This is a genomic window from Streptomyces sp. NPDC037203 (assembly GCF_055605065.1).
In genome coordinates this window covers 1-26,561 of sequence record NZ_JBVJUC010000011.1, presented here as the reverse complement: position 1 = coordinate 26,561, position 26,561 = coordinate 1, and the positions used below count along the sequence as shown (strand labels likewise).

The window sequence follows — 26,561 nt, the reverse complement described above, 5'->3', positions numbered from 1 at the left end:
CTCAGCCCGCCGCGTCCCCGGCCAGCCCGGCCAGCAGCCGGGGCAGCGCGGTGCCGATGGGCTCGCGGATCACCTCGTCCGCCCGGTCGTCGTACGGCGTCGGTTCCGCGTTGACGATGATCAGGCGGGCGCCGTGGTCCGCGGCGACGCCCGCGAGGCCGGCGGCGGGCTGGACCTGGAGGCTGCTGCCGACGGCGATGAACACCTGGCACGCCTTGGTGACGGCGACGGCCTGACCGAGCACCAGCGGGTCGAGGCGCTCGCCGAACATCACGGTGGCGGACTTCAGGATGCCGCCGCACTCCCGGCACCGCGGGTCGTCCTCACCGGCGTCGAGTCGCTCCAGGGCGTCCTCCATCGGGCCCCGCGTGTGGCACTGCGTGCAGAGGAACTCCCGTGCGGTGCCGTGCAGTTCGAGCACCTTGCGGGCGGGCGTCCCGGCGAGCTGGTGCAGCCCGTCCACGTTCTGCGTGATCACCCGCACCGGTACCCCGGACCGCTCCAGCTCGGCGACGGCCCGGTGCGCGGCGTTCGGCTCGGCCCCCAGCGCCCGGCTGGCGCGCCGCATCCGCCAGGCCCGCCGCCGGATCTCCGGATCGCCCATGTAGTACGCGTAGGTGACGAGCTTCTCGGCCTCGGGGTCACGCCGCCACAGCCCGTCGGGACCCCGGTAGTCGGGGATGCCGGAGTCGGTCGAGATACCTGCGCCACTGAGAATGGCCACGAGAGGCTTGCCCATGGGGCCGAGGGTAGGGCGCGGTGCCGGGCGGAGCGAGGGGATATCGGCGCGCTGGGCCTCCGGCACCGAGGCGCCGTACAGGTCAGTCCGCCCGGTAGCCGTTCTCCAGCTCGGCCGGGCCGCGGTCGCCGGCGAGGACGTCCAGGGCGGCCAGGACGCGGCGGCCGAGGGCGCCGGGGAGGTGCGCGGCGAGTTCCCCGCGCGGGACCAGCCGCCAGGACAGCAGCTCCTCTTCCTGAAGCCGGATCGCGCCCAGCTCGTCGTCCGTGAGCACCCCGCCGTCGTACACGTACGCCACCAGCGGCGGCCGCCCCGTGCCCGGCACCCAGTCCACGGCGAGCAGCCGACCGAGCGGCCGGTCGAGACCGATCTCCTCCCGTGTCTCCCGCCGGGCCCCCTGCCGGGGCGTCTCCCCGCGGTCCGACTCCACCGTCCCGCCCGGAAGCCCCCAGCCCTCGCGGTAGTTCGGCTCGACCAGCAGCACCCGGCCCGCTCCGTCCCGGAAAAGCGCGGCCGCCCCGGCGAGGACCCTGGGCAGCCCGGCGATGTACGCGGCGTAGTCAGCGGTGGAGGTCATGCCCGAAGGGTATCCAGCCGGGTCCGGACCACGTTCCTTCGTCTGAAACAGCTCCGGTCAGGGCGCGGTGCCAGGACCCGCGAGCCCGGCCTGGTCCCAACGGAAGACCATGGGTACCACCGGCTTGCCGGGCATGTTGCCGGCGATCCGCCCGATCCGGCCTGCCCCGGTCGTGTCCTCGGGGCCGGTTCAGCCCGTGGTCGGGGCATGACGGGGAGGGGAGGCTGAGGTTAGGGTCGCAGCGGCGCGACTGGTCCCGCCGCGCGCGGGGCCCGGAGAGCAAGGGGATGGCAAGGTGGCGCAAGCTGTGGGTGAGAGCCGTCGGGTACTCATCGCCGCGGACAAGTTCAAGGGCTCGCTGACGGCCGTGCAGGTCGCCGAGCGGGTGACGGCCGGGCTGCGGCGGGTGGTGCCGGATCTTGAGGTCGAGGCGCTGCCGGTCGCGGACGGCGGCGACGGGACGGTGGCGGCGGCGGTCGCGGCCGGGTTCGAGCGCCACGAGGTGACGGTGGCCGGGCCGCTGGGGGAGCCGGTGACGGCGGCCTTCGCGCTGCGCGACGGCACCGCGGTGGTGGAGATGGCCGAGGCGAGCGGGCTGCACCGGCTGCCGGCCGGCGTCTTCGCCCCGCTGACCGCCTCCACGTACGGCTCCGGGGAACTGCTGCGGGCCGCGCTGGACGCCGGCGCGCGGACGATCGTGTTCGGCGTCGGGGGCAGTGCCACGACGGACGGCGGCGCGGGAATGCTGGCGGCGCTCGGGGCGCGGTTCCAGGCGGCGGACGGTGAGCCGGTGCGACCGGGCGGCGGCGGCCTGGCCGCGCTGGCCCGCGCCGACCTCTCCGGCCTGGACCCCCGCCTCTTCGCGGTCTCTCTGGTGCTGGCCAGCGACGTCGACAACCCGCTGACCGGGCCGAAGGGCGCGCCCGCGGTGTACGGCCCGCAGAAGGGGGCTTCGCCGGATGACGTACGGGCCCTGGACGCGGCGCTCGGGCACTACGTGAGGGTGCTGGAGGCGTCGGTCGGAGCGCGGGCGGCGGAGTACGCGGCGGCGCCGGGCGCGGGGGCGGCCGGCGGCATCGGCTACGGCGCGCTGCTGCTCGGCGCGCGGTTCCGGCCCGGCATCGAGATCATGCTCGACGTCCTCGGCTTCGCGCCCGCCCTCGCCCGCGCGTCCCTGGTGATCACCGGCGAGGGTTCCCTGGACGAGCAGACGCTGCACGGCAAGGCCCCGGCGGGGGTGGCGTCGGCGGCGCGGGCGGCGGGGAAGCCGGTGGTGGCGGTGTGCGGACGGCTCGCGTTGCCGGAGGCGGCCCTGCACGCGGCCGGCATCAGCCGCGCGTATCCCCTCACCTCCGCCGAGCCCGACGTGGCCCGCTGCATCGCGGACGCCGGCCCCATCCTGGAACGCATCGCCTCCGGCATCGCGGAGGACCTCCTGCGGTAACCCCGCTGTCGCCCGCCCCCCGGCTGGAGGGCGGGCGGCCAGAGGGTTCGGCTGGCCGGGGGCGGAGCCTCCGGGCGGTGCGTGCAGCCAGGTGCCCACCACCCCCGGCCGAAAAAGCAAGGGGCCCCGAACCCAGCCAACCCTGGATCCGAGGCCCCTGCCAGGACGCCGTCACGGCAACTGCGCCGCCCGCGCCTCCCGCCGGTTGTCGCGGAAGTTGTTCACCCTCCGCGCCGTCGCGAACAGCGGGATCACCGCGCCCATGACCAGTTGGAGCGCACACCCCGTCTGGAGGAGCAGCTGACCGCTGGGCGCGTCGAAGGCCCAGGCCGCCAGCAGACCCATGGACAGCACGATCCAGGACAGCATCGCCCCGGCCAGACGCCCCCGCGGCTTCGGGTACTCCACCCGGCTCACCATCAGCCACGCCGTACCGACGATCGCCAGCAGCGTCGCCACGAACGGCAGCTCCAGGAGCACGATCGAGACGACGGTGAGCGCGCCGAACGGCGAGGGCATGCCCTGGAACACGCCGTCCTTCATCGTCACGCACGAGAAGCGGGCGAGCCGCAGGACGACGGCCAGCAGCACCACGATCGCCCCGAGCGCCGCCACTCTCTGGTGCGCGTCGTCCGCGACCATGCCGTAGACGAGGACGAAGTACGCGGGCGCCAGTCCGAAGCTGATCAGGTCGGACAGGTTGTCCAGCTCGGCGCCCATCGGCGAGGACCGCAGCTTGCGGGCCACCAGCCCGTCGAAGAGGTCGAACACCGCCGCGCAGAGCATCAGGATGACCGCCGTGGCCGCGCTGTGGCGGGCCATGCCGGACTCCTGGCTGCCGGTGAGGTGCGGGATCAGGATGCCGGTGGTGGTGAAGTACACCGCCATGAACCCGCACGTGGCGTTGCCGAGAGTGAGGGTGTCCGCTATCGACAAGCGGAGCGAGAGCGGCATCTCCTCCGCTTCGTCCACCTCGTCGGCCTCGGGCACCCAGTTCGCCTGGGTCTCCGGATCAATCACGGTCAATGCGAGTCACCCCAGCCACGGTCTTCTGTCCGACCTCGACCGCCACCTCCACGCCCTCGGGCAGGTAGAGGTCGACACGCGAGCCGAAGCGGATCAGACCGATACGGTCGCCCTGCTCGACCTTCGTGCCCGACGGGATGTAGGGCACGATACGGCGGGCCACCGCGCCGGCGATCTGGATCATCTCGATGTCGCCGAGTTCGGTGTCGAAATGCCAGACTACGCGCTCGTTGTTCTCGCTCTCCTTGTTGAAAGCCGGAACAAAGCCGCCGGGGATGTGCTCGACCGACGTCACCGTGCCCGCGAGCGGCGCGCGGTTGACATGAACATTGAGCGGGCTCATGAAGATGGCGACGCGGGTGCGCCCGTCCTTCCAGGGCATGATGCTCTGCACCACACCGTCGGCCGGGGAGATGACCCGGCCCTCGGCGATCTCTCGCTCGGGGTCGCGGAAGAACCACAGCATGCCCGCCGCGAGCGCGGTGGCGGGCACGGCGACGGCCTTGGCGGCGCCCGAGCGGCGGGCGCGGGCCAGGCTGAGGGCTGCGGTGGCGACGGTCGGGAGAAGCCACGGCGATGCTCCGCGCGCGAGGCGTACGCCGACTCGGCTGTCGCGAGGTGCAGAGGTTTGGCTGTGGGGCATGGATGACCTTCGTAGCGGATGATGCCGCACAAGACGGGGGACGGCGGCTTTCCGGGGATCGTACCGGTCGCGGGCCGCAACTGGGCAAGCCAGGAAGCCGAGTCGGCGGCCGAAGACCGGCTGAACAACGTCTACGGGGTGTGATCTTCCCCTCGAAGAAAACACCCCGTATACGGACAATCAGCCCTGGAATCGATACTCTTCGAGCAACCTGCGACCGATGATCATTTTCTGGATCTCGGCGGTACCTTCACCGATGAGCAGCATCGGCGCTTCCCGGTACAGGCGCTCGATCTCGTACTCCTTGGAGAAACCGTACCCGCCGTGGATGCGGAAGGCGTCCTCCACGACCTCCTTGCAGTACTCGGAGGCGAGGTACTTCGCCATGCCCGCCTCCAGGTCGTTACGCTGCCCGGAGTCCTTTTTGCGTGCCGCGTTGACCATCATCGCGTGCGCGGCCTCGACCTTGGTCGCCATCTCGGCCAGCTTGAACTGGATGGCCTGGTGCTGGGCGATCGGCTTGCCGAAGGTGTGCCGCTGCTGGGCGTACTGGACGCCGAGCTCGAAAGCGCGCTGGGCGACACCGCAGCCGCGGGCGGCCACGTTGACCCGGCCGACCTCCACGCCGTCCATCATTTGGTAAAAACCTCGGCCGGTGACCCCGCCGAGCACCCGATCGGCCGGGACCCGCAGACCGTCCATGATCAGCTCGGTGGTGTCGACGCCCTTGTAGCCCATCTTCTCGATCTTGCCGGGGATGGTGAGGCCCGGCCGGACCTCGCCGAAGCCCGGCTCCTTCTCGACCAGGAAGGTGGTCATCGACTTGTGCGGGGCCGTGCCCTCCGGGTGACCCTCGTCGCTGCGCACGAGGACGGCCACGAGGGAGGACGTGCCGCCGTTGGTCAGCCACATCTTCTGACCGGTCAGGACGTACTCGTCGCCCTCCTTGACCGCCTTGGAGGAGATGGCCGACACATCGGAGCCGAGCGCCGGCTCCGACATCGAGAAGGCGCCCCGGATGTCACCGGCCGCCATCCGCGGCAGGAAGTGGTCCTTCTGCTCCTGCGTGCCGTGCTGCTTGAGCATGTACGCGACGATGAAGTGGGTGTTGATGATGCCGGACACCGACATCCAGCCGCGGGCGATCTCCTCCACGCACAGCGCGTAGGTGAGCAGCGACTCGCCCAGACCCCCGTACTCCTCGGGGATCATCAGACCGAACAGGCCCAGCTCCTTGAGGCCGTCCACGATCTGCTGCGGATACTCGTCGCGGTGCTCCAGCTCGGTGGCGACCGGGATGATCTCCTTGTCGACGAAATCGCGGACCGTGGAGACGATCTCCTGCTGGACGTCGGTCAGACCGGCGGTCTGGGCGAGGCGCGCCATCACTTCTCCTGCTGCTTCGGCTCCGGGCGGCCCGGCTGCTCGCCGCCGCGCTCCTTGATGTACGTCTCGGTCGGCACCATCACCTTGCGGCGGAAGACGCACACCAGGGTGCCGTCCTGCTTGTAGCCCTTGGTCTCGACGTAGACGATGCCGCGGTCGTTCTTCGACTTCGACGGCCACTTGTCCAGCACGGTCGTCTGGCCGTAGATCGTGTCGCCGTGGAAGGTCGGCGCCACGTGCTTGAGCGACTCGATCTCCAGGTTGGCGATCGCCTTGCCGGAGACGTCCGGCACGGACATGCCGAGCAGCAGCGAGTAGATGTAGTTCCCGACGACGACGTTCTTGCCGAAGTCCGTCGTCTTCTCCGCGTAGTTGGCGTCCATGTGGAGCGGGTGGTGGTTCATGGTGAGGAGACAGAACAGGTGGTCGTCGTACTCCGTGACCGTCTTGCCCGGCCAGTGCTTGTACGTCGCCCCGACCTCGAACTCCTCGTAGGTGCGTCCGAACTGCATCGCGCTCAGGGCTCCTCAGCTGGTGGGGGTCTCGAACGTGGTGGTGCGGCGCATGCCCGCCGCCCGCCCCTTGCCGGCGATGACCAGGGCCATCTTGCGGCTGGCCTCGTCGATCATCTCGTCGCCGAGCATCGCGGAGCCCTTCTTGCCGCCGGCCTCGGACGTGTAGTAGTCGTACGCGTCCAGGATCAGCTCGGCGTGGTCGTAGTCCTCCTGGGACGGCGAGAAGATCTCGTTGGAGGCCTCGACCTGGCCCGGATGCAGCACCCACTTGCCGTCGAAGCCGAGCGCGGCGGCGCGCTTCGCGACCTCGCGGTAGCCGTCGACGTTGCGGATCTGGAGGTAGGGGCCGTCGATCGCCTGGAGGTCGTTGGCGCGGGCGGCCATCAGGATCTTCATCAGGATGTAGTGGTAGGCGTCCGCCGGGTAGCCGGGCGGCTGCTCGCCCACGACCAGGGACTTCATGTTGATCGAGGCCATGAAGTCGGCCGGGCCGAAGATGATGGCCTCAAGGCGCGGGGAGGCCTGTGCGATCGCGTTGACGTTGTTCAGACCCTGCGCGTTCTCGATCTGCGCCTCGATGCCGATCCGGCCGACCTCGAAGCCCATCGTCTTCTCGATCTGGGTGAGCAGCAGGTCCAGCGCCACGACCTGCTCGGCGTTCTGCACCTTCGGCAGCATGATGCAGTCGAGGTTCGGCCCGGCGCCCTCGACGACCGTCACGACGTCGCGGTACGTCCACTCGGTCGTCCAGTCGTTGACGCGGACCACCCGCGTCTTGCCCGTCCAGTCGCCCTCGTTGAGGAACTTGACGATGGTGTGCCGCGCCTCGGGCTTGGCGAGCGGGGCGCACGCGTCCTCCAGGTCCAGGAAGACCTGGTCCGCCGGCAGGCCCTGCGCCTTCTCCAGGAAGCGCGGGTTGCTGCCCGGTACGGCGAGGCAGGAGCGCCGCGGGCGCAGGCGGTTGACGGTCGTCATGCGGGGACCTCCAGGGGGTCGAGCTTGTTCGCGGTCCGGATCTCGTCGACGATGCGGCCGATGATCCCGGTGATGTCGAAGTCCTTCGGGGTGAAGACGGCGGCCACTCCGGCGGCCCTGAGCTGCTCGGCGTCACCGTTCGGGATGATGCCACCTGCGATCACCGGAATATCTGTGGCACCCGCCATACGCAGGCGCCGGAGCACGTCCGGGACCAGCTCGGCGTGCGAACCGGACAGGATCGACAGGCCGACCGCGTGCACGTCCTCGGCGAGGGCCGCGTCCACGATCTGCTCCGGGGTGAGCCGGATGCCCTGGTAGACCACCTCGAAGCCGGCGTCACGGGCCCGTACGGCGATCTGCTCGGCGCCGTTGGAGTGCCCGTCCAGGCCCGGCTTGCCGACCAGGAAGCGCAGCTTGCCGACGCCCAGGTCGCGGGCGGTGGCGTCCACCTTGGCGCGGACCTCGGCGAGCGCCGAGCCGGCCTCGGCGGGAACCGCCACCGGCGCGGAGGAGACCCCGGTGGGCGCCCGGTACTCGCCGAACACCTCGCGCAGCGCCCCCGCCCACTCGCCGGTCGTGGCCCCCGCGCGGGCGCACTCCAGGGTGGCCTCCATCAGGTTCTCGGTACCGCGTGCCGCCTCCTTCAGCCGCTCCAGCGCCTTGCAGGGGCGCGGGTGGTTGAACGGCGGCTGGTAGCGGGTGTCCCGCCACTGCTGGAGCGCGGCGATGACCCGTGCCTCGACCGCCGGGTCCACCGTCTGGATCGCGGTGTCCAGGTCGGCGGTGAGCGGGTTGGGCTCGGTGCCCTCGAAGGCGTTGACACCGATGATCTTCTCTTCGCCGGACTCGATCCGGGCCCGGCGCTCGGCGTGCGAGGCGACCAGCTGCGACTTCAGATAGCCGGACTCCACGGCGGCCATCGCGCCGCCCATTTTCTCGATCCGCGCCATCTCCGCGAGGGAGTCGGCGACCAGCTGCGCCACCTTGGCCTCGATCACCTTCGAGCCGTCGAAGATGTCCTCGTACTCCAGCAGGTCGCTCTCGTAGGCGAGCACCTGCTGGATGCGCAGGCTCCACTGCTGGTCCCAGGGCCGGGGCAGGCCCAGCGCCTCGTTCCAGGCCGGGAGCTGGACGGCACGCGCGCGGGCGTCCTTGGACAGCGTCACGGCCAGCATCTCCAGGACAATCCGCTGGACGTTGTTCTCCGGCTGGGCCTCGGTCAGGCCGAGGGAGTTGACCTGGACGCCGTAGCGGAAGCGGCGCTGCTTGGGGTTCTCGATGCCGTACCGCTCGCGGGTCACCTGGTCCCAGATGCGGCCGAACGCCCGCATCTTGCACATCTCCTCGACGAAGCGCACGCCCGCGTTCACGAAGAAGGAGATCCGGGCGACCACGTCGCCCATGCGCTCCTGCGCCACCTGGCCGCTGTCGCGCACGGCGTCCAGCACGGCGATCGCGGTGGACATCGCGTACGCGATCTCCTGCACCGGCGTGGCCCCGGCCTCCTGCAGGTGGTAGCTGCAGATGTTGATCGGGTTCCACTTCGGGATGTGGGACACCGTGTACGCGATCATGTCCGTCGTCAGCCGGAGCGAGGGACCCGGCGGGAAGACGTGCGTGCCGCGGGACAGGTACTCCTTGACGATGTCATTCTGGGTCGTGCCCTGGAGCTTGGTGATGTCCGCGCCCTGCTCCTCGGCGACGACCTGGTAGAGCGCCAGCAGCCACATGGCGGTGGCGTTGATCGTCATCGAGGTGTTCATCTGCTCCAGGGGGATGTCCTGGAACAGCCGGCGCATGTCACCGACGTGCGAGACGGGCACGCCCACCCGGCCGACCTCGCCGCGGGCGAGGATGTGATCAGGGTCGTAGCCGGTCTGCGTCGGCAGGTCGAACGCCACCGACAGACCCGTCTGGCCCTTGGCGAGGTTGCGCCGGTACAGCTCGTTGGACGCCTCGGCCGTCGAGTGGCCGGCGTACGTCCGCATCAGCCACGGACGATCTTTCTGACGCTCAGTCATCTACGGCTCTCAGATGTTCCGGAAACGGTTGATGGCGTCGATGTGCCGGGCCCGCATCTCCTCGTCGCGCACGCCGAGACCTTCCTCGGGGGCGAGGCACAGGACGCCGACCTTGCCCTGGTGCAGGTTGCGGTGGACGTCGTAGGCGGCCTGGCCGGTGTCCTCCAGCCGGTACGTCTTCGACAGGGTGGGGTGGATCTTGCCCTTGGCGATGAGGCGGTTGGCCTCCCATGCCTCGCGGTAGTTGGCGAAGTGCGAGCCGATGATCCGCTTCAGGGACATCCACAGGTAGCGGTTGTCGTACTCGTGCATGTAGCCCGAGGTCGAGGCGCAGGTGGTGATGGTGCCGCCCTTGCGGGTGACGTAGACGCTGGCGCCGAAGGTCTCGCGGCCGGGGTGCTCGAAGACGATGTCGATGTCCTCGCCGCCGGTGAGTTCGCGGATGCGCTTGCCGAAGCGCTTCCACTCCTTGGGGTCCTGGGTCTGCTCGTCCTTCCAGAACTTGTAGCCCTCGGCGCTGCGGTCGATGATCGCCTCGGCGCCCATCGACCGGCAGATCTCCGCCTTCTGCTCGCTGGAGACGACGCAGATCGGGTTGGCGCCGCCGGCCAGCGCGAACTGCGTGGCGTAGGAGCCGAGTCCGCCGCTCGCGCCCCAGATGAGGACGTTGTCGCCCTGCTTCATGGCGGCGCCGTTGCGGGACACCAGCTGCCGGTACGCGGTGGAGTTGACCAGACCGGGGGCGGCGGCCTCCTCCCAGCTGAGGTGGTCCGGCTTCGGCATCAGCTGGTTGGACTTGACCAGGGCGATCTCGGCGAGGCCGCCGAAGTTGGTCTCGAAGCCCCAGATGCGCTGCTCGGGGTCGAGCATCGTGTCGTTGTGCCCGTCGGAGGACTCCAGCTCCACCGAGAGGCAGTGCGCGACGACCTCGTCGCCGGGCTTCCAGGCGTTGACGCCGGGGCCGGTGCGCAGGACGACGCCCGCGAGGTCGGAGCCGATGATGTGGTACGGCAGGTCGTGCCGCTTGGCCAGCTCGTTGGTGCGGCCGTAGCGCTCCAGGAACCCGAACGTGGACAGCGGCTCGAAGATCGAGGTCCACACCGAGTTGTAGTTGACCGAGGAGGCCATCACGGCCACCAGGGCCTCGCCCGGCCCGAGTTCGGGCACGGGGACGTCGTCCAGGTGGATCGACTTGCGCGGGTCCTTGTCGCGGGTCTCGAGGCCCGCGAACATCTCCGTCTCGTCCTTGTGCACGGTGATCGCCCGGTACGACTCGGGCAGCGGCAGGGCGGCGAAGTCGGCCGACGTGGCGTCCTTCGACTGGATCGCGTCCAGGATGTCCTTCACGGTCACGGTAGTGCCTCCGGCGGTGAGCGCCCCCGAGAAAGGGGCGCTTGGGGGTTCGTCGGTGCTGTGGTGCGTGCTGCTGAGGGTTTGTGGAAAGGTGCCGTCGGTTCGGCTCGGTGGTGCTTCGGCAGCGCTTTGTGGCGCGGGAGGTTGCCTGTGACGCAGGCGTCCGGGCGCGCAGGCCATGGCCTGCGGGGACAGCCGGCGAACGCTGGTCGCTGCTCGCCGGCCGCCCGGACTTCCTTCAACGTATGACACCGCGTGTCAGGTGACAAGGCACTGAGTGCCAGAACTTCCTCTCAGATGAAATCTTTACGTAACAAATGAGCGATGATCGATCGAACGGCCCCCGGAATCCGCGCGAAAAGCGCCCCTGACATGCCAAAACGGCCACCCCGAAGGGTGGCCGTCGGCACAGTGGAAAAGCGGTTCAGCGCTCCTTGAGCGCCTCCTCGATGGTGCGCATGACCTCTTCGAGGGGGGCGTCGGTGCGGGCGACCGTGACGAGCACCTCGCCGTGCGGGGAGACCGTCGCCGGGGCGGAGGCGGCCGGTCGGGCGGCCGTGCTCCGGCCGGCGCCGATGCCGGTGCCGAAGGTCTTGCGGACGATCGCGAACGCGTGGTCGAGCTGCGCCTCCACATCGCCCTTGCCGTCCGCGCGCAGCCAGCGCCGCAGCACGTGGTTGTGCGCGGTGACGACCGCGGAGGCGGCGACCTCGGCCAGCAGCGGGTCGTCGTTGGCGTCGTCCGCGTGCGCCCGCTCGTCGAAGTGGCCGAGCAGATAGCGGGTGAACAGCCGCTCGTAACGGGCGACGGAGGCGATCTCGGCCTCGCGCAGGGTGGGCACCTCGCGGGTGAGCCGGTAGCGGGCCACGGAGATGTCCGGGTGCGCCGCGTACATCTTCATGACCTCTTTGATGCCCCGGCACACCGTGTCGAGCGGATGCTCGTGCGCGGGGGCGGCGTTGAGCACCGCCTCGGCGCGGACCAGGGTGTCGTCGTGGTCCGGGAAGATCGCCTCCTCCTTGGAGCGGAAGTGGCGGAAGAAGGTGCGGCGGGCGACACCGGCAGCCGCCGCGATCTCGTCGACGGTGGTGGCCTCGTACCCCTTGGTCGCGAACAGCTCCATCGCGGCGGCCGCCAGTTCTCGGCGCATCTTGAGCCGCTGGGCGGCGGCGCGACTGCCTGCGGCACTTTCCGGCGCGTCGGGCGTAGCTGGTGTACGGGAGGACTTGGCGGGCTGGGACATGACCCGAACGTACTGCATGGACGCGGTGCCGTGCGCGGGAGTCCGGTTTGCCCCGCCCGGCCCCGGAGGGCCGGGCGGGACAGCCGTGGCGGGGCCGAGCAGCCCGCCCCAGTCCGCCTCCGCGTCCGGCGGCGCGGGGGACCGGTCGCCGCCGCCGTCAGCGGCGGGCATACTCGCGGAAGCCGCGGCCGGTCTTGCGGCCCAGGCAGCCGGCGGCCACCAGGTGCTCCAGGAGCGGGGCCGGGGCCAGGCCGGGATCGCGGAACTCGCGGTGCAGCACCTTCTCGATGGCCAGCGAGACGTCCAGGCCGACCACGTCCAGCAGCTCGAACGGACCCATCGGGTAGCCGCCGCCGAGCCGCATCGCCGCGTCGATGTCGTCCAGCGTCGCGTAGTGCTCCTGGACCATCTTCACCGCGTTGTTCAGGTACGGGAACAGCAGCGCGTTGACGATGAATCCGGCCCGGTCGCCGCAGTCCACCGCGTGCTTGCGGACCGTGCGGCAGACCTCGCGGACGGTGGCGTGCACCTCGTCGTCGGTCAGCACCGTGCGCACCACCTCGACCAGCTTCATCGCCGGGGCCGGGTTGAAGAAGTGCATGCCGATCACGTCCTGCGGGCGCGAGGTGGCGCGGGCGCAGGCGACGACGGGCAGCGAGGAGGTGGTGGTGGCGAGCACCGCGCCGGGCTTGCAGACCTTGTCGAGCGCCTGGAACAGCTGCCGCTTGACCTCCAGGTCCTCGGCGACCGCCTCGACGGCCAGGTCGACGTCCGCGAACGCGTCGTAGGACCCGGCCGGGGCGATCCGCTCCAGGGCCTGCGCGGCCGCCTCGGCGGTCAGCCGGCCCTTGTCCACCGAGCGCGCCAGGGACTTGCCGATCCGGGCCTTGGCCGCCTCGGCCTTCTCCTCGCTGCGGGCGGCCAGCACGACGCCGTAGCCCGCCTTGGCGAACACCTCGGCGATGCCGGAGGCCATGGTCCCGGAACCGGCCACGCCCACCGAGCGGACCTCGCGGCCTCGGGCGCGGGCGCCGTCCGCCGCCGGGGTCAGCGCGTCCGGCACCACGGTGGCGCTGCCCGGCGCCTCGTAGGTGTAGAAGCCGCGCCCGGACTTGCGGCCGGTCAGGCCCGCCTCGCTGAGCTGCTTGAGGATGGGGGCCGGGGCGTGCAGCCGGTCGCGGGACTCGGCGTACATGGCGTCCAGGACGGTGCGCGCGGTGTCGATGCCGATCAGGTCGAGCAGTGCGAGGGGGCCCATCGGCAGGCCGCAGCCCAGCCGCATCGCCGCGTCGATGTCCTCACGGGAGGCGTAGCGGGCCTCGTACATCGCGGCGGCCTGGTTCAGGTAGCCGAACAGCAGGCCGTCGGCGACGAAGCCGGGGCGGTCGCCGACCGCGACGGGCTCCTTGCCCAGCTCGATCGCGAGGTCCGTGACGGCGGCGACCACCTGCGGCGCGGTCAGCACCGAGGAGACGACCTCCACCAGCTTCATCGCCGGAGCGGGGTTGAAGAAGTGCAGGCCCAGCACGCGCTCGGGACGCGCCGAGTCGGCGGCGAGCCGGGTCACGGACAGCGCGTTGGTGCCGGTGGCCAGGATGGTCTCCGGGCGGACCACGCCGTCCAGTTCACGGAAGATCTGGTGCTTGATCTCGTACGACTCCGGGGCCACCTCGATCACCAGGTCGGCGTCGGCGGCCGCGGCCAGGTCGGTGGTGGTGCGCAGCCGGGCGAGGGCGTCCGTGCGCTGGGCCCCGGTGAGCCGGCCGCGCTCGACGGACCGGGCCGTGGAGGCCTCCACGGCGGCCAGCGCGCGGGCGGCCTGCGCCTCGCTGACGTCGATGCCGACGACCTCGCGGCCGGCCGTCACGAGGACCTCGGTGATGCCGGTGCCCATCGTGCCGAGGCCGACGACGGCGATCTTCTTGAGGGACAGAGGGGTGTCGGACAGGGGAGTGGCCATCGCGGGACTCCAGGGAAAGAGGGTGACGACGAGGAAGCGCCGGGTGCGCCGAAGGCGCACCACGGAACGCGAAGGAGTGCGGGTGTTGCCGGGCTGACGAGCGCACACGCCCGGTGCCGGTGCCGACGGGCGTGCACACGCCCGGCAGCGGCGATGTCTTCCGACCGGCTCTGTCCCGAAGCCGGGTCGTACTCCCGGTACTTGGCGCACGAGGCGCATACGCGTACCGAACCGATCCTTGCCCGCGACGGCCGCGTCACCAGACCGTCGCCAGCGGGGTGCGAGAGGGTTGCTCGCTCGTCTGAGCTTAACCGGTGGGTAACGAGCGCGCCAGCCCCCTTCGGGTTCTTTGTGTGCCAGGTGACTCCCGTTGCCCCGGCGACATGCTTAACCTGAAGCCGTGGACGAAGAGTTGCGATCGCTCACGGAGCGCTTACGGCAGGAGTCGGGGGGCTCGGCGGCCTTCGACGCGCTGGTGGCGACCGAGGATCCGGACGAGTTGGCGGAGGTGCTCACCGCACCCGGACAGCCTTTGTGGGCGCGGGAGTTGGCCGCCTTCCGGCTGGGCCGCGCGGGCGACCGGCGCGCCTTCGAGTCCCTGGTGCTCCTGCTCAACCACCGCGACCCGCCGCGCTGCGCCGGCGCCGCGCACGCGCTGGCCCGGCTCGGCGACCCGCGCACCGCCCGCGCGGCCGCCGCCCTCGCCACCAACGAACTGCGCGTCGCCTACGCCCTGCACCCGGTGCGGCTGCTCGTCGCCCTGCGCGCCCCGGAGTCCGTGCCCGCGCTGATCACCACCCTGGAGCGCCGGCTGCGCCCGCACGATCCGTACCGGCGGGTCGCCCTCGCCTGCGTGGAGGGTCTCGGCGCCCTCGGCGACCCCCGCGCCCGGCGCGTCCTCGCGGAGGCCCTCGCCCACCCGGCACTCGCGGAGGCGGCGGTGCACGCGCTGGCACGGCTGCCGAAGGAGGGGGCGAAGGGGGAGGAGAAGGAGAGCGCGAGGAGCAGGGGGAGAGGGAAGGCGAGGGGGAAGCAGGCCGGGTGACGGACGGGCGGGCCGGACGGTTCGGCGCCCGGCCCGCGGCTTGTGGGGCGGGCGGCGGCTCGAACGGGCCGCCGCCTGTACGGCCCTGGACCGTGTCGCCCTTGCCCCTTGCTCCGTCGTCCGTGCGGCAGGCCCCCCGGACCGTCCGGTCAGGGCCAGTACGCCGTGCACGCCCGGCGGCCCGCGTGTCGTCCGCAGGCCTGGGCCTCCAGGTGCCAGCCCTTTCCGTGCACGTACTTGACGGCGCGGGTGTTCTGCTTGCCGCCCGAGTGCACGGTCGCCGAGCAGACCCCGAAGTCCGCCCACGAGCCGTAGTCGACGTCCCACTCCAGCGCGACCGTGTCGCCCTTGCCGGCGCCGGAGATGGCCGCCCACGCGTAGTACGGCGCGCCCCGCTTCGCGTTGCCGTACCGCACCGTGACCGTGGCACCGCCGATGCGCAGGGTCGGCCCGGTGTGCCGACGTCCGCTCGGGATCCGCGCGGCGGGATCGATGCTCGTACCGCACGAGGCCGCGGCGCCGGCCGGTCGCGCGGTCTGCGCCGCCGTCGCGGTCGCGGCCGACGCGACGGCCAGCATCGCCACACCGGCCATCGCCGCCACCACACCCCTGGACGTGATGATCATGCGGCTGCCCCCCTCCTGCCGACTGCGTGGTGTCACCGGCTGTCGACACATCGTGCGCGCAGTGGCCCGAGCCCGAGGTTGACAGCAGTGCGGGGGCGTGGACAAGGAGCAATGGGGGCACGTCCAGCGCGCCGTCCCCGCGCATCCGGCGCGCGGGCGGCGATCAGCTGTCTTTCATATGGCGGACGTCGTCCTCGTCCCACTTCGCGGTGTCCCGCGGTTCGGCGTACGGCGCGTCGGACTCGGGGGGATGGCCGCCGGCGATGGCCCGCTGCCGGGCGGTCTCCGCGTCGAACTCCAGGCCCAGCAGGATCGCCAGATTGGTGATCCACAGCCAGATCAGGAAGATGATGACGCCCGCCATGGCCCCGTAGGTCTTGTTGTACGACGAGAAGTTCGCCACGTAGATCGCGAAGCCCGTGGAGGCGGCCATCCAGATGAGCAGCGCCAGGAAGCTGCCCGGAGTGATCCACCTGAAGCCCCTGACCTTGGCGTTCGGGCAGGCCCAGTACAGGAGGGCGATCATCAGGACGACCAGGACGACCAGCACCGGCCACTTGGCGATCGACCAGGCGGTCAGCGCCGCGTCCCCCATGTGGAGCGCCTGGCCGACATGCCGGGCCAGGCCGCCGCTGAACACCACGATCACCGCGCAGACCAGCGCCAGCAGCATCAGCACCACGGTGACGCCGAGGCGCACCGGCAGCACCTTCCAGATCGGACGGCCCTCGGGCACGTCGTAGACGGCGTTGGCGGTGCGGATGAAGGCGGCGACGTATCCGGACGCCGACCACAGCGCCAGGACGAGGCCCACGATCGCCAGGACCGAGCCGGTACCGGCGCTGTTCTGCAACTGCTGCACGGTCCGGGTGAGGATGTCCCGCGCCGGGCCGGGGGCGAGCTGCTTGATGTTGTTCAGCAGCCGGTCCGTGGTCGAACGGCCGGTGATGCCCAGCAGGGAGACCAGCACCAGCAGCGCCGGGAACAGGGCCAGCACCGAGTAGTAGGTCAGCGCCGCGGCCCGGTCGGTCAGCTCGTCCTTCTGGAACTCCTTCAGGCTCCCCTTGAACACCGCCGCCCAGGCGGCCCTCGGCAGCTTCACGGGTGACCGCGGCGCCCTCTCCTCCACCTCCCGTCCCGGTCCGGCCTCCTCGGGGGTGGGCACCCGGTCCGTCCGCCCGGCGTCATCGCCGTGCTGGTTCCTGCGTCCTGGCAGATGCGGCTTGTCCATGGGGGGCGAGTACCCCGAGTCCGCGCACGTCGTGCGACCGGAGTCAGCCGGTTGGTCCGGGGAGGCCGGGCCGCCACCCCGAGCGCGGTGCCACGGCGACGAGCCGGCCCGTCGCCATGACCTCCGCCCCCCGGCCGGCCCCGGCTCTCAGCTCCGGAAACCCAGCAGGTCGTGCAGGATCGAGCCGGGTGAGGTCCGCGACGCCGCCTTGGAGGCGAGCGGGGCCGGGTCGGGGGACTTGGGGCAGACGGCGTCGGCCGGGCCGGAGCCGTGCGGGACCGTGCCGTCGGCCAGATACGCGGACAGGTGGCGGTCCAGGCACGCGTTGCCGCTCAGGGTGATGCCGTGGTTGCCGCCGCCCTGCTCGACCACCAGGCGGGAGCCCGCCAGCAGCCGGTGCACCGCGACACCCCCGGCGTACGGCGTCGCCGCGTCGTCCGTCGCCTGGAAGAGGAGCGCGGGCGGCAGCTTGTCGTTGGCCACGCTCGGCTGCCGGGTGCGGCCCGTCGGCCAGAACATGCACGGCGCGTTGTACCAGACGTTGTTCCAGGTCATGAACGGCGACTTCGCGTACACCGCCCACGCGTCCTGCTTCCAGCGTGCCCAGTCGTGCGGCCAGGCGGTGTCCCCGCACTGGACGGCCGTGTACACGCTGTAGCCGTTGTCCCCGGAGGAGTCCACCCCGGCGAAGTCGTCGTACGCCTCCACCAGCGGCCCGGTCTTCTTGTCGTGGACGTAGGAGGCGAACGCCTCGGCGAGGTAGGGCCAGTAGCCGTTGTAGTAGCCGCCCGGAATGAACGTGTCCTCCAGCTCGGCCGCGCCCACCTTCCCGCCGGCCGGCTTCTTCGCCAGGGCCGCGCGCATCGCGTACCACGCGGCCTCGACCTTCGCGGGGTCCTTGCCGAGCCCGTACGTCGCGTCGTACTTGGCGATCCACGCCATCAGCGCGCGGTGCCGGTCGTCGAAGGCCCGCTCCTGGCCGATGTTGTCCGCGTACCAGACCCCGGTCGGGTCGACGATCGAGTCCAGCACCAGCCTGCGGACCCGCTCGGGGTGCAGCCTGGCGTACATCGCGCCGAGGTAAGTGCCGTACGAGTAGCCGAAGTAGCTGATCCGCGGCGCGCCGAGGGCCGCGCGGATGCTGTCCATGTCCTGCGCGGCGCTGACCGTGTCCATGTACGGCAGCACATCGCCGTACCGCTTGCCACAGTCGGCGGCGAAGGCCCGCGCGCGCTCCAGGTTCGCCTGTTCGAGCGCGGGCGTGCCCGGCACGGTGTCCGGGCGCACCGGCTGGAAGTGGCCGGGGGCGCAGTCGAGCGCCGGGCTGCTGCGGCCGACCCCGCGCGGGTCGAAGCCGATCACGTCGTACCGCGCCGCCACGTCCTTCGGCAGCGCCGAGGCCACGAACCCGGCGAGTGTGAGCCCGCTGCCGCCGGGGCCGCCGGGGTTGACCAGCAGCGGGCCCTGGGAGGCCGCCGCGGTGTGCGGGACGCGCGACAGGGCGAGCGTGATCCGCCGGCCCGCGGGGTCCGTGTGGTCCAGCGGTACCTCCAGGGAGGCGCACTGAAGCGTCGGGTAGTCGGCGGTGGCGCACTTCTTCCAGGTGAGCGGCGCGGGCGCGGCGGCCCGCGCCGGTGCTCCGGTGACCGAGCCCGCCAGGACGGCGGCGGCCGCGCACAGCACGGCTGCGCGTCTTCTCATGGGTCCTCCCTGGGGACGGAGAGGTCGAGCGGACCGCGCGATCGCGGTCCCCGCCGCATCGTCCCGATGCGAGGCCCCTGGAGAACGTGTCCGGCCGATAGTTGACCCTATTGCCCGCGCGAAGCGCTCGAATTGCCCGCACGAAGCGCTCGAATTGCCCGCACGAAGCGCTCGAACGCTCCTGACGGCGCCTCACATCAGGGTGAGCTGCGTCGGCTCGGCCGCCTCGGGGGCCGGCGCGGGCTGCGCCGGGCGGATCCGGCGGGCCGCGCCCGCGCGCGCGGGCCCGATGCCGTACTCCCGCGCCAGCTCGTGCACCTGGCGGGTGATCCGGCGCTGGTACCAGGTCGGCGCGTACGAACCGCCGGCGTACATCCGCTCGTAGCGGCGCACCAGGTACGGGTGGTGCTCGGCGAGCCAGGCCATGAACCACTCCCGCGCCCCCGGCCGCAGGTGCAGCACCAGCGGGGTCACCGAGGTCGCCCCGGCCCCCGCGATGGCCTCGACGGTCGCCCGCAGCTGCTCCGGACGGTCGCTCAGGAAGGGGATCACCGGCGCCATCAGGACACCGCAGCCGATGCCGTGCTCGCCGAGGGCGCGGACGACGTCGAGCCGCCGCTCGGGCGCGGGCGTGCCCGGCTCCACGGTGCGCCACAGGGCGGCGTCCAGGAAGCCGACCGAGACCGAGATGCCGACGTCGGTCACCTCGGCGGCCCGCACCAGCAGATCCAGGTCGCGCAGGATGAGCGTGCCCTTGGTCAGGATGGAGAACGGGTTCGCGTGCTCGGTGAGGGCGGAGATGATGCCCGGCATGAGCCGGTAGCGGCCCTCGGCGCGCTGGTAGCAGTCGACGTTCGTGCCCATCGCCACGTGGTCGCCGCGCCAGCGGCCGGAGCCGAGCTGGCGGCGCAGCACCTCCGGGGCGTTCACCTTGACCACGATCTGGGTGTCGAAGCCGATGCCCGTGTCCAGGTCCAGATAGCCGTGCGTCTTGCGCGCGAAGCAGTACACACAGGCGTGCGAGCATCCCCGGTACGGGTTCACCGTCCATTCGAACGGCATCCGCGAGGCCCCCGGCACCCGGTTGAGCACCGAGCGCGCGCGGACCTCGTGGAAGGTGATCCCGCGGAACTCGGGCGTGTCGAACGTACGGGTGGTCACGGCGTCCGCGCCGAACAGCGCGGCGTCGGGGGCCCGGCCGTGTTCGACGGGCTCGTCGGTGAGGTTGTCCCAGCGCATGAGCCGTCCTCCTCGGTAGCACTCGCCGCCACAATAGAACATGTGTTCCCATGATCGTGCGCACCCGGATACGCCCCCCGATTTGGGCGGTCGGAACCCGAAGTGGTTGGCTTTTCCCAACCCCGAGCAATCAGGTCCTGGAGGAACGCAATGGCGCAGGTCGAGGCCACTACGGAGCGGGTCGTCGCGGCGGACGCGGAGAAGGTGCTCGACGCCCTCGCCGACTACCGCGGCACCCGGCGCAAGCTGCTGCCCGAGCAGTTCAGCGAGTACGAGGTGCGCGAGGGCGGCGACGGCGAGGGCACCCTCGTCCACTGGAAGCTCCAGGCCACCAGCAAGCGGGTGCGCGACTGCCTGCTGGAGGTGAGCGAACCCTCCGACGGCGAGCTGGTCGAGAAGGACCGCAACTCCTCCATGGTCACCACCTGGCGCGTCACCCCCGCCGGCGAGGGCCGCGCCCGCGTCGTCGTCACCAGCACCTGGAAGGGCGCCGGCGGCATCGGCGGCTTCTTCGAGCGGACCTTCGCGCCCAAGGGCCTCGGCCGCATCTACGACGCGGTGCTCGCCCGGCTCGCCGCCGAGGTCGAGAAGTAGCCCCAACCCCCGGCCGGTGAAAGGAAGTTGCCTTCCTTCACCGGTTCGAGTGGAAGTACCGCCCACCGGGAACCGCCCCGTAACCCACCGCTGTTGTTCGTAGTTGTCGCCTCGCGCGAGAAATCGCACGGGTTACGGCAGCCGCGATGACGGCGACGAGGGGAGCGGCACGTGGGCGGGACGACTCTGGTGGATCACGACACGCTCGTGCTGCTGCCCACCGCCCGGAAGGCGCCCGCCGAGGGCGCCCCGGCGGACCCCCCGGAGGATCCGCCGGCGGGCGGCGCGGCGGGCGGACCCGGAGCCCCGGCCGCGGGCCCTACGCTGAGCCCGCGCCGGGTGCGGCTGGTCTTCCTCGGGCTGATGCTGGCGATGCTGCTGGCCGCCCTCGACCAGATGATCGTCGCCACCGCGCTGCCCAAGGTGGTCGGTGAACTGCACGGCCTGGACCGGATGTCCTGGGCGATCACCGCCTACCTGCTGACCTCCACCATCGGCCTGCCGCTGTACGGCAAGCTCGGCGACCTCTTCGGCCGCAAGGGCGTGTTCCTGTTCGCCATCGCGGTCTTCGTGGCCGGCTCGGCGCTCGCCGGACGCGCCGGCAGCATGGACCAGCTGATCGCCTACCGCGCCCTCCAGGGCGTCGGCGCCGGCGGGCTCATGATCGGGGTGCAGGCGATCATCGCCGACATCGTGCCGCCCCGGCAGCGCGGCCGCTACATGGGCCTGATCGGCGCCGCGTTCGGCCTCGCCTCCGTCGCGGGCCCCCTGCTCGGCGGCTACTTCACCGACCACCTCTCCTGGCGCTGGTGCTTCTACGTCAACGTCCCCTTCGGGCTGGTCACGTTCGCCGTGGTCGCCGCCGTCCTCAAACTGCCCAGGCCCGAAACGCGCGGCCGTCTCGACGTGCTGGGCTCCCTGCTGCTCGCCGCCGCGTCGACCTGCCTGGTCCTGCTGACCAGTTGGGGCGGCACCGAGTACGCGTGGGGCTCCCGGCAGATCCTCGGTCTCGGCGCGGGCGCGCTGGCCGCCACGCTTCTCTTCCTCGTCGCCGAGCGCTTCGCCGCCGAACCGCTCATCCCGCTGCGGCTGTTCCGGGACTCCGTCTTCAACGTCACCGGCCTGGTCGGACTCGTCGTCGGCGTCGCCCTGTTCGGCGCCGCCAGCTACCTGCCCACCTTCCTCCAGATGGTCGACGGGGCCAGCGCCACCGGCTCCGGGCTGCTGATGCTGCCCATGACGGCCGGCATCGTCGTGGCCTCCCTGGTCTCCGGCCAGCTCATCAGCCACACCGGGCGCTACAAGCTCTACCCCGTGCTCGGCGGCGCCGTGTCGGTCGCCGGCATGTGGCTGCTGTCCCGCCTGGACGCCGGCACCTCCCGGCTGGAGTACAGCGTCTGGATGGCCGTACTCGGCGCGGGTATCGGCCTGGTGATGCCCGTCCTAGTCCTCGCCGTGCAGAACTCGGCGCGCCCCGCCGACCTCGGCACCGCCACCAGCGCCAACAACTACTTCCGGCAGATCGGCGGCAGCGTCGGCGCCGCCGTCTTCGGCACCCTCTTCGCGAACCGGCTCGGCCACGCCCTGCGCCGGGAGCTGCCCCCGCGCGCCGGTGCCCGGCTGCCCGACCCCGAGTCCCTCACCCCGCAGCTCGTCCACGCGCTGCCCCCGGCCCTGCGCGACGCCTACATCCGCGCGTACGCCGACGCGATGCCCCGGATCTTCCTGTACCTGGTCCCGGTGCTCGTCCTCGGCCTCCTCATCGCCTTCTTCCTCAAGGAGAAACCCCTGGTGTCCCACCACGCCACCGACTCCGACCCCGACAGCGTCAACGCCTCGGTCCCGCACGCCCGTTCGCCGTACCCCGCCGGTATCCCCGTGTGCGGCACCGTGCAGCACCCCGACGGCACCGTGGTGCCCCGCGCCGCGCTCACCCTCATCGACGTCACCGGACAGCAGGTCGGCCGGGGCGCGAGCGGCGACGACGGGCGGTACGCGCTGAGCACGCCCGGCTCCGGGTCGTACGTCCTGATCGCCGCCGCCGGGGGACACCAGCCGCAGGCCGTCTCCGTCACCGTGGGCGAGCGGCCCGTGGAACTCGACGTCGTCCTCGGCGGCGCGGGACGCCTCGCGGGCAGCGTGCTCACCGCCGACGGCAGCCCGGTGCGGGACGCCACCGTCACGCTCACCAACGTGCACGGCGAGGTCGTCGCCACCACCCGCAGCGGCCGCGAGGGCGGCTACGTCATCACCGAGCTGGTCGCCGGCGAGTACACCCTCGCCGCCAGCGCCCCCGCCTTCCGCCCGGCCGCCCTCCCGGTCAGCGTGCAGGCGTCCCGCGAGACCCGGCAGGACGTGGAACTCGCGGGCGGCGCCGTGCTGCGGGGTGTCGTACGGGCGAGCGGGGGACGGCCCGTGGAGGACGCGCGGGTCACCCTGCTGGACGCCGCGGGCAACGTCGTGGACACCCTCACAACCGGGGCGGACGGCGCGTTCCGGTTCGTGGACCTGTCCTCCGGCGAGTACACGGTCATCGCCGCGGGCTACCCGCCGGTCGCCACGGTCCTCCAGGTCGCGGGCGGCGGCCGGACGGAGCGGGATCTCCAGCTCGGGCACGAGGACTGAGGCGGCACCCCGCCGGGCGCCGGGGGCCGCGGGCCGGTGCGATCATGTGAAACCAATTCCCGGATTGCCACACATCGCCACCGGCCGCCGCCGTACCGTAGTGGCCGCGGCACAGATCGTTTGCGAACAGCCGTGGGGAGAAGGGGCCTGGGCCATGGACCGTGGCAGCGAGCGGGACACGACTCCCGCGCGCGGCGCCGGCGACACCGACGCGGGCCGGATTCCGCTTGCCGTGATCGTCGTGGACCGCACCGGCCTGGTGTCCCACTGGAGCAGCGGGGCGCGGCGGCTGTTCGGCGTCGGCCGGGAGGAGGCCGTCGGCCGCCCCGCCGGCGATCTGCTGCCGGTCTCCGGCGCCCTCCCCGACCACCTCCAGGGCGGCGTGATGCCGGACGCCTACGAGGCGTACGACGGGGAGCGCGACGCCGGCGCGCCGTACGGCGGTCCGGACGGCGACGAGCCGGGACCGGGCCCCGACCTGGAGGCGTCCCTCGGCGGCCAGACCTCCTTCCCCAAGGCCGGCCGCGCCCACCTCTCGGTGCGCCGGGACCCGGACGGCGATCCGCGTGCGGGCGGCGAGCGGATCGACGTGCTCTGGTGGGCCTACCCGCTGGTCGGCCCCGGTACCGCCCGGCTGCTGGTGCTCGCCGCCGACGCCACCCGGCTGCGCCAGGAGCGCGGTGACGACGACGAGACCGCCGAACGCATCGCACCCGGCTTCGCCCGCCACACCGAGCTGCCCGCCTTCGACGAACTCGAACGGCGGCTGCCGGAGATCCTGCCCAACATGGGCCCCGGACTCAGCGGCCGCATCGTCTCCCAGATCCTCGAACTGGGCTATCCCGTGCTGGAGTTCAGCCAGTTCGAGCGGGTTCCGGTGACTCCGTACTGGGGCGTGCCCCGCCGGCCCGGCCGCGTCCCGGCCGAGACCGCCGACAGCCGCGTACCGCGGCAGCGCACGCCCGCCGTGGCCATCGCGCCGGCGGGCGCCGAACGGGACCTGGAGTACGCCGCCGTCCGCGAGCGCCTCGAATTCCTCAACGAGGTCAGCTCCCGCATCGGCTCCTCCCTCGACCTCGGCGAGACCATCCGTGAGGTCACCAGCGCCGCCGTGCCCCGCTTCGCCGACTTCGCCGGCACCCATCTGCGCGCGGCCGTCCTCGCGGGCGAGGGCTTCCCGGACGGCCCGCCCGACGCCAGCACCGTCATGTTCCGCGTCTGGGTCGAGCACAACGACGAACCGGGCCGCTGGGACGACACCGTGCCGGTCGGCGAGGCCTTCGCCTTCCCCGAACACACCCCGTTCTACCGGTGCATGGTCACCGGTGACCCGGTCCTCATCCCGGAGGTCACCGAGGAGCTGTCCGAACGCATCTCCGGACAGTTCGAGAAGCGCGACCTCCGACCGCTCATCGGCGGGCGTTCGCTGCTGATCGTGCCGCTCAAGGCGCGCAATGTCGTCCTCGGCTTCATGGTGCTGATGCGCCGCCCCGACCGGCCCGCGTTCGACGACATGGACCGCACCACCGGCGCCGAACTCGCCGCCCGCGCCGGGCTGGTGCTCGACAACGCGCGCATGTACACGTACCAGGAGAACGTCGCCGACACCCTCCAGGACAGCATGCTCCCGCAGGTCGCCCCGCGGATGGCCGGCTGCGACGTGGCCACCCGCTACCTTCCGGGCACCCTGCTCGGGCGGATCGGCGGCGACTGGTTCGACACCATCAAGCTGTCCGGCTCCCGCACCGCCCTCGTCGTCGGCGACGTCATGGGCCACGGCCTCAACTCTGCCGCGATGATGGGCCAGTTGCGCACCGCCGTACAGACCATGGCCGCGATGGAGACCCCGCCCGCCCAGCTCCTGCGCAACCTGGACGACCTGGCCCGCCGGCTCGGCGACAACTACCTCGCCACCTGTCTGTACGCGGTCTACGACCCGATCCGCGGCGAGATCACCCTCGCCAACGCCGGACACATCCCGCCGGTGGTGGTGCGCGCCGAGGACGGCGGCAGCGAACTGCTCGACCTGCCCACCGGGGCGCCCATCGGCGTCGGCGGCGTCCCGTTCGAGGCGGCCCGGATCAGGGTCTCGCCCGGAGACCGGCTGGTGCTGTGCACCGACGGGCTGGTCGAGGTGCGCGGCTCGGACATCGGCGAGGGCCTCGCCGCGCTCTGCGAGTCCGCCGCCCACCCCGCCGCCTCCATGGACGACGCCTGCGACACCATCATCCGCGCCCTCAACACCCGCGGCGGACGCAAGGACGACGTCGCCCTGCTCATGGCCCGGCTCAACGGCATCCCCGCCGAACACGTCGCCGAGTGGCGGCTCGACAACGATCCCCGCGAGGTGGGCCGGGCCCGCCGCCTGGTCCGCGAGCAACTCCTCGCCTGGGGGCTGCCGGGGCCCGTGGAGACCGCGGAACTGCTGGTGAGCGAGGTCGTCACCAACGCCGTACGGCATGCCGAGGGCGACCGGATCGGGCTGCGGGTGGTGCGCACCGACGCGCTGCTGTTCGAGGTCACCGACGACGAGCCCACCCTGCCGGCGATGATCGCCGCCGGTCCCCGCGACGAGTACGGGCGCGGGCTGCGCGTGGTCAGCAGGCTCGCCCGCGAATGGGGCGCGAGCGCCTCCGGGCACCGCAAGACGGTCTGGTTCGAACAGCCGGTCACGGACAGCGGCCGGGCCGGCGAGGAGCGTCGGTACGTCCGGTGAAGGTGGCCGCCCGCCCCTTGCCCGCACCCCGGTAGGCGCGATATCCCGATCACGGCAACCGACCGTGGGAGAGCGCATGAACGTTTCGAATAACTACCGTGCCAACTGGGAGAGTTACTGGAGCGAGACCTCCGACGCTCCGGGCGAGGCGATCTGGGACTCCGATCCCTCGCTGACCGCCGAGCCGCACTCCGCGCTGCTCCTGCCGCACGCGGATCCGGCCCGCACCATAGTCGACCTCGGCTGCGGCAGCGGCACCCAGACCCGCTACCTGGCCACCCGGTTCGCCCGCGCCATCGGCGTGGACCTCTCGCACGCGGCCGTCGAGCACGCCCGGCGCGCCGCCGGGGACGCGCCCGTGGAGTTCGAACAGCTCGATCTGACCGACAGTGACGCGGTGAAGGCCCTGCACGACCGGCTCGGCGACTGCAACGTCTACATGCGGGCCGTCATCCACCAGAGCGAGCCCGCCGCCCGGCCCGCCGTCGCCGCCGCCGTCGCCACGCTCATCGGCAGCGCGGGCCGCGCCTTCGTCGTGGAGCTGACCCCCGCCTCCCGTGACGTCCTGGGGCGGGCCGCCGCCGAGCCGTCCGGGCCGCCGCCCAAGCTCCAGCGCGTCTTCCACCACCACCTCAAGCCCGCCGACGCCGACGAGGGCGAGATCCCGCGCCTGCTCGGCGAGGCCGGACTGACCGTCCTCGCCGAGGGCGACACCGTCCTGCCGCAGACCGAACACCTCACCGACGGCACCCGTATCGACCTGCCGGCCCGCTGGTTCGTGCTCGCCGGACGGTAGCCGGGCCCGGGGGGGGGGGGGGGGGGGGGGGGGGGGGGGGGGGGGGGGGGGGGGGGGGGGGGGGGGGGGGGGGGGGGGGGGGGGGGGGGGGGGGGGGGGGGGG

22 protein-coding genes are annotated in these 26,561 nt (G+C 72.0%); 7 read left to right on the top strand and 15 right to left on the bottom strand.

Annotation, left to right across the window (positions count from 1 at the left end):
• Position 1 precedes the first annotated feature (1 nt).
• Positions 2-739 (bottom strand): SIR2 family NAD-dependent protein deacylase, encoded by a 738-nt coding sequence (locus ACZ7EC_RS26190; RefSeq protein ID WP_471066261.1) that lies wholly within the window; start codon positions 737-739, stop codon positions 2-4.
• Between the two features lie 82 nt (positions 740-821).
• Positions 822-1,316: an NUDIX domain-containing protein gene (locus ACZ7EC_RS26185; protein ID WP_471066259.1), complete on the bottom strand. Its 495-nt coding sequence runs from the start codon at positions 1,314-1,316 to the stop codon at positions 822-824.
• 307 nt (positions 1,317-1,623) lie between these two features.
• On the opposite strand from ACZ7EC_RS26185, the gene ACZ7EC_RS26180 reads away from it, so the two are divergent.
• Complete coding sequence (locus ACZ7EC_RS26180; protein ID WP_471066257.1) at positions 1,624-2,760, top strand: glycerate kinase; 1,137 nt, start codon at positions 1,624-1,626, stop codon at positions 2,758-2,760.
• Positions 2,761-2,931: 171 nt separating this feature from the next.
• Here the strand turns inward: ACZ7EC_RS26180 and pssA are convergent, their stop codons facing one another.
• Both pssA and ACZ7EC_RS26170 read right to left on the bottom strand, forming a co-directional pair.
• Positions 2,932-3,750 (bottom strand): CDP-diacylglycerol--serine O-phosphatidyltransferase, encoded by an 819-nt coding sequence (pssA, locus tag ACZ7EC_RS26175; protein WP_471066600.1) that lies wholly within the window; start codon positions 3,748-3,750, stop codon positions 2,932-2,934.
• A 22-nt stretch (positions 3,751-3,772) separates the two neighbouring features.
• Entirely contained in the window at positions 3,773-4,429 is a 657-nt protein-coding gene (locus ACZ7EC_RS26170; RefSeq protein ID WP_471066255.1) for a phosphatidylserine decarboxylase, read from the bottom strand.
• An 18-nt stretch (positions 4,430-4,447) separates the two neighbouring features.
• Between ACZ7EC_RS26170 and ACZ7EC_RS26165 the strand changes: the two genes are divergently transcribed.
• Complete coding sequence (locus ACZ7EC_RS26165) at positions 4,448-4,573, top strand: hypothetical protein (protein WP_471066253.1); 126 nt, start codon at positions 4,448-4,450, stop codon at positions 4,571-4,573.
• Between the two features lie 36 nt (positions 4,574-4,609).
• Here the strand turns inward: ACZ7EC_RS26165 and ACZ7EC_RS26160 are convergent, their stop codons facing one another.
• From ACZ7EC_RS26160 to ACZ7EC_RS26130, 7 genes are all read right to left on the bottom strand, one after another.
• Positions 4,610-5,815: an acyl-CoA dehydrogenase family protein gene (locus ACZ7EC_RS26160; protein ID WP_471066251.1), complete on the bottom strand. Its 1,206-nt coding sequence runs from the start codon at positions 5,813-5,815 to the stop codon at positions 4,610-4,612.
• Positions 5,815-6,327, bottom strand: coding sequence for a MaoC family dehydratase (locus tag ACZ7EC_RS26155; protein ID WP_471066249.1), 513 nt, complete (start codon positions 6,325-6,327; stop codon positions 5,815-5,817). Before ACZ7EC_RS26155 ends, ACZ7EC_RS26160 begins: the two co-directional genes overlap by 1 nt.
• A 15-nt stretch (positions 6,328-6,342) precedes the next feature.
• Complete coding sequence (locus ACZ7EC_RS26150; RefSeq protein ID WP_471066247.1) at positions 6,343-7,305, bottom strand: HpcH/HpaI aldolase/citrate lyase family protein; 963 nt, start codon at positions 7,303-7,305, stop codon at positions 6,343-6,345.
• On the bottom strand, positions 7,302-9,329 hold the full coding sequence (locus tag ACZ7EC_RS26145; RefSeq protein WP_471066245.1) for a protein meaA: 2,028 nt from the start codon (positions 9,327-9,329) through the stop codon (positions 7,302-7,304). The genes ACZ7EC_RS26150 and ACZ7EC_RS26145 overlap by 4 nt, the downstream gene beginning before the upstream one ends.
• 9 nt (positions 9,330-9,338) lie before the next feature.
• Positions 9,339-10,676 (bottom strand): crotonyl-CoA carboxylase/reductase, encoded by a 1,338-nt coding sequence (gene ccrA, locus ACZ7EC_RS26140; protein ID WP_471066598.1) that lies wholly within the window; start codon positions 10,674-10,676, stop codon positions 9,339-9,341.
• Between the two features lie 430 nt (positions 10,677-11,106).
• Positions 11,107-11,925 (bottom strand): TetR family transcriptional regulator, encoded by an 819-nt coding sequence (locus ACZ7EC_RS26135; RefSeq protein ID WP_471066243.1) that lies wholly within the window; start codon positions 11,923-11,925, stop codon positions 11,107-11,109.
• A gap of 157 nt (positions 11,926-12,082) precedes the next feature.
• On the bottom strand, positions 12,083-13,885 hold the full coding sequence (locus tag ACZ7EC_RS26130) for a 3-hydroxyacyl-CoA dehydrogenase family protein (protein ID WP_471066241.1): 1,803 nt from the start codon (positions 13,883-13,885) through the stop codon (positions 12,083-12,085).
• A 400-nt stretch (positions 13,886-14,285) separates the two neighbouring features.
• Between ACZ7EC_RS26130 and ACZ7EC_RS26125 the strand changes: the two genes are divergently transcribed.
• A complete protein-coding gene (locus tag ACZ7EC_RS26125) occupies positions 14,286-14,930 on the top strand; it encodes an adenylosuccinate lyase (protein WP_471066239.1) in 645 nt (214 codons plus the stop codon).
• A 149-nt stretch (positions 14,931-15,079) separates the two neighbouring features.
• On the opposite strand, the gene ACZ7EC_RS26120 is transcribed toward ACZ7EC_RS26125, so the two are convergent.
• The 4 genes from ACZ7EC_RS26120 to ACZ7EC_RS26105 all read right to left on the bottom strand — a co-directional run bounded on the left by ACZ7EC_RS26120 (position 15,080) and on the right by ACZ7EC_RS26105 (position 19,727).
• The gene (locus ACZ7EC_RS26120; protein WP_471066237.1) at positions 15,080-15,556 is read right to left on the bottom strand and encodes a hypothetical protein; all 477 of its coding nucleotides are present in this window, start codon (positions 15,554-15,556) and stop codon (positions 15,080-15,082) included.
• 163 nt (positions 15,557-15,719) lie between these two features.
• On the bottom strand, positions 15,720-16,787 hold the full coding sequence (locus tag ACZ7EC_RS26115) for a YihY/virulence factor BrkB family protein (protein ID WP_471066235.1): 1,068 nt from the start codon (positions 16,785-16,787) through the stop codon (positions 15,720-15,722).
• A gap of 147 nt (positions 16,788-16,934) precedes the next feature.
• A complete protein-coding gene (locus tag ACZ7EC_RS26110; protein ID WP_471066233.1) occupies positions 16,935-18,488 on the bottom strand; it encodes an alpha/beta hydrolase in 1,554 nt (517 codons plus the stop codon).
• Between the two features lie 192 nt (positions 18,489-18,680).
• Positions 18,681-19,727, bottom strand: coding sequence for an Rv2578c family radical SAM protein (locus ACZ7EC_RS26105; protein ID WP_471066230.1), 1,047 nt, complete (start codon positions 19,725-19,727; stop codon positions 18,681-18,683).
• Positions 19,728-19,877: 150 nt separating this feature from the next.
• Here ACZ7EC_RS26105 and ACZ7EC_RS26100 point away from each other — a divergent pair, with 150 nt between their 5' ends.
• The 4 genes from ACZ7EC_RS26100 (at position 19,878) to ACZ7EC_RS26085 (ending at position 26,458) form a co-directional block, all read left to right on the top strand.
• Complete coding sequence (locus ACZ7EC_RS26100; protein ID WP_471066228.1) at positions 19,878-20,321, top strand: SRPBCC family protein; 444 nt, start codon at positions 19,878-19,880, stop codon at positions 20,319-20,321.
• Between the two features lie 171 nt (positions 20,322-20,492).
• Entirely contained in the window at positions 20,493-22,946 is a 2,454-nt protein-coding gene (locus ACZ7EC_RS26095; RefSeq protein ID WP_471066226.1) for an MFS transporter, read from the top strand.
• A gap of 154 nt (positions 22,947-23,100) precedes the next feature.
• Positions 23,101-25,662, top strand: a complete 2,562-nt coding sequence (locus ACZ7EC_RS26090; RefSeq protein WP_471066224.1) for an ATP-binding SpoIIE family protein phosphatase — start codon at positions 23,101-23,103, stop codon at positions 25,660-25,662.
• A 76-nt stretch (positions 25,663-25,738) separates the two neighbouring features.
• Entirely contained in the window at positions 25,739-26,458 is a 720-nt protein-coding gene (locus ACZ7EC_RS26085; protein WP_471066222.1) for a methyltransferase domain-containing protein, read from the top strand.
• Positions 26,459-26,561 lie beyond the last annotated feature (103 nt).

What these genes read in the sequence shown, in the direction of transcription:
- ACZ7EC_RS26190 (WP_471066261.1), bottom strand. Translation starts at nt 739, where the DNA reads ATGGGCAAGCCTCTCGTGGCCATTCTCAGTGGCGCAGGTATCTCGACC.
- ACZ7EC_RS26185 (WP_471066259.1), bottom strand. Translation starts at nt 1,316, where the DNA reads ATGACCTCCACCGCTGACTACGCCGCGTACATCGCCGGGCTGCCCAGG.
- ACZ7EC_RS26170 (WP_471066255.1), bottom strand. Translation starts at nt 4,429, where the DNA reads ATGCCCCACAGCCAAACCTCTGCACCTCGCGACAGCCGAGTCGGCGTA.
- ACZ7EC_RS26165 (WP_471066253.1), top strand. Translation starts at nt 4,448, where the DNA reads ATGATGCCGCACAAGACGGGGGACGGCGGCTTTCCGGGGATCGTACCG.
- ACZ7EC_RS26160 (WP_471066251.1), bottom strand. Translation starts at nt 5,815, where the DNA reads ATGGCGCGCCTCGCCCAGACCGCCGGTCTGACCGACGTCCAGCAGGAG.
- ACZ7EC_RS26155 (WP_471066249.1), bottom strand. Translation starts at nt 6,327, where the DNA reads ATGCAGTTCGGACGCACCTACGAGGAGTTCGAGGTCGGGGCGACGTAC.
- ACZ7EC_RS26150 (WP_471066247.1), bottom strand. Translation starts at nt 7,305, where the DNA reads ATGACGACCGTCAACCGCCTGCGCCCGCGGCGCTCCTGCCTCGCCGTA.
- ACZ7EC_RS26145 (WP_471066245.1), bottom strand. Translation starts at nt 9,329, where the DNA reads ATGACTGAGCGTCAGAAAGATCGTCCGTGGCTGATGCGGACGTACGCC.
- ACZ7EC_RS26135 (WP_471066243.1), bottom strand. Translation starts at nt 11,925, where the DNA reads ATGTCCCAGCCCGCCAAGTCCTCCCGTACACCAGCTACGCCCGACGCG.
- ACZ7EC_RS26130 (WP_471066241.1), bottom strand. Translation starts at nt 13,885, where the DNA reads ATGGCCACTCCCCTGTCCGACACCCCTCTGTCCCTCAAGAAGATCGCC.
- ACZ7EC_RS26120 (WP_471066237.1), bottom strand. Translation starts at nt 15,556, where the DNA reads ATGATCATCACGTCCAGGGGTGTGGTGGCGGCGATGGCCGGTGTGGCG.
- ACZ7EC_RS26115 (WP_471066235.1), bottom strand. Translation starts at nt 16,787, where the DNA reads ATGGACAAGCCGCATCTGCCAGGACGCAGGAACCAGCACGGCGATGAC.
- ACZ7EC_RS26110 (WP_471066233.1), bottom strand. Translation starts at nt 18,488, where the DNA reads ATGAGAAGACGCGCAGCCGTGCTGTGCGCGGCCGCCGCCGTCCTGGCG.
- ACZ7EC_RS26105 (WP_471066230.1), bottom strand. Translation starts at nt 19,727, where the DNA reads ATGCGCTGGGACAACCTCACCGACGAGCCCGTCGAACACGGCCGGGCC.
- ACZ7EC_RS26100 (WP_471066228.1), top strand. Translation starts at nt 19,878, where the DNA reads ATGGCGCAGGTCGAGGCCACTACGGAGCGGGTCGTCGCGGCGGACGCG.
- ACZ7EC_RS26090 (WP_471066224.1), top strand. Translation starts at nt 23,101, where the DNA reads ATGGACCGTGGCAGCGAGCGGGACACGACTCCCGCGCGCGGCGCCGGC.
- ACZ7EC_RS26085 (WP_471066222.1), top strand. Translation starts at nt 25,739, where the DNA reads ATGAACGTTTCGAATAACTACCGTGCCAACTGGGAGAGTTACTGGAGC.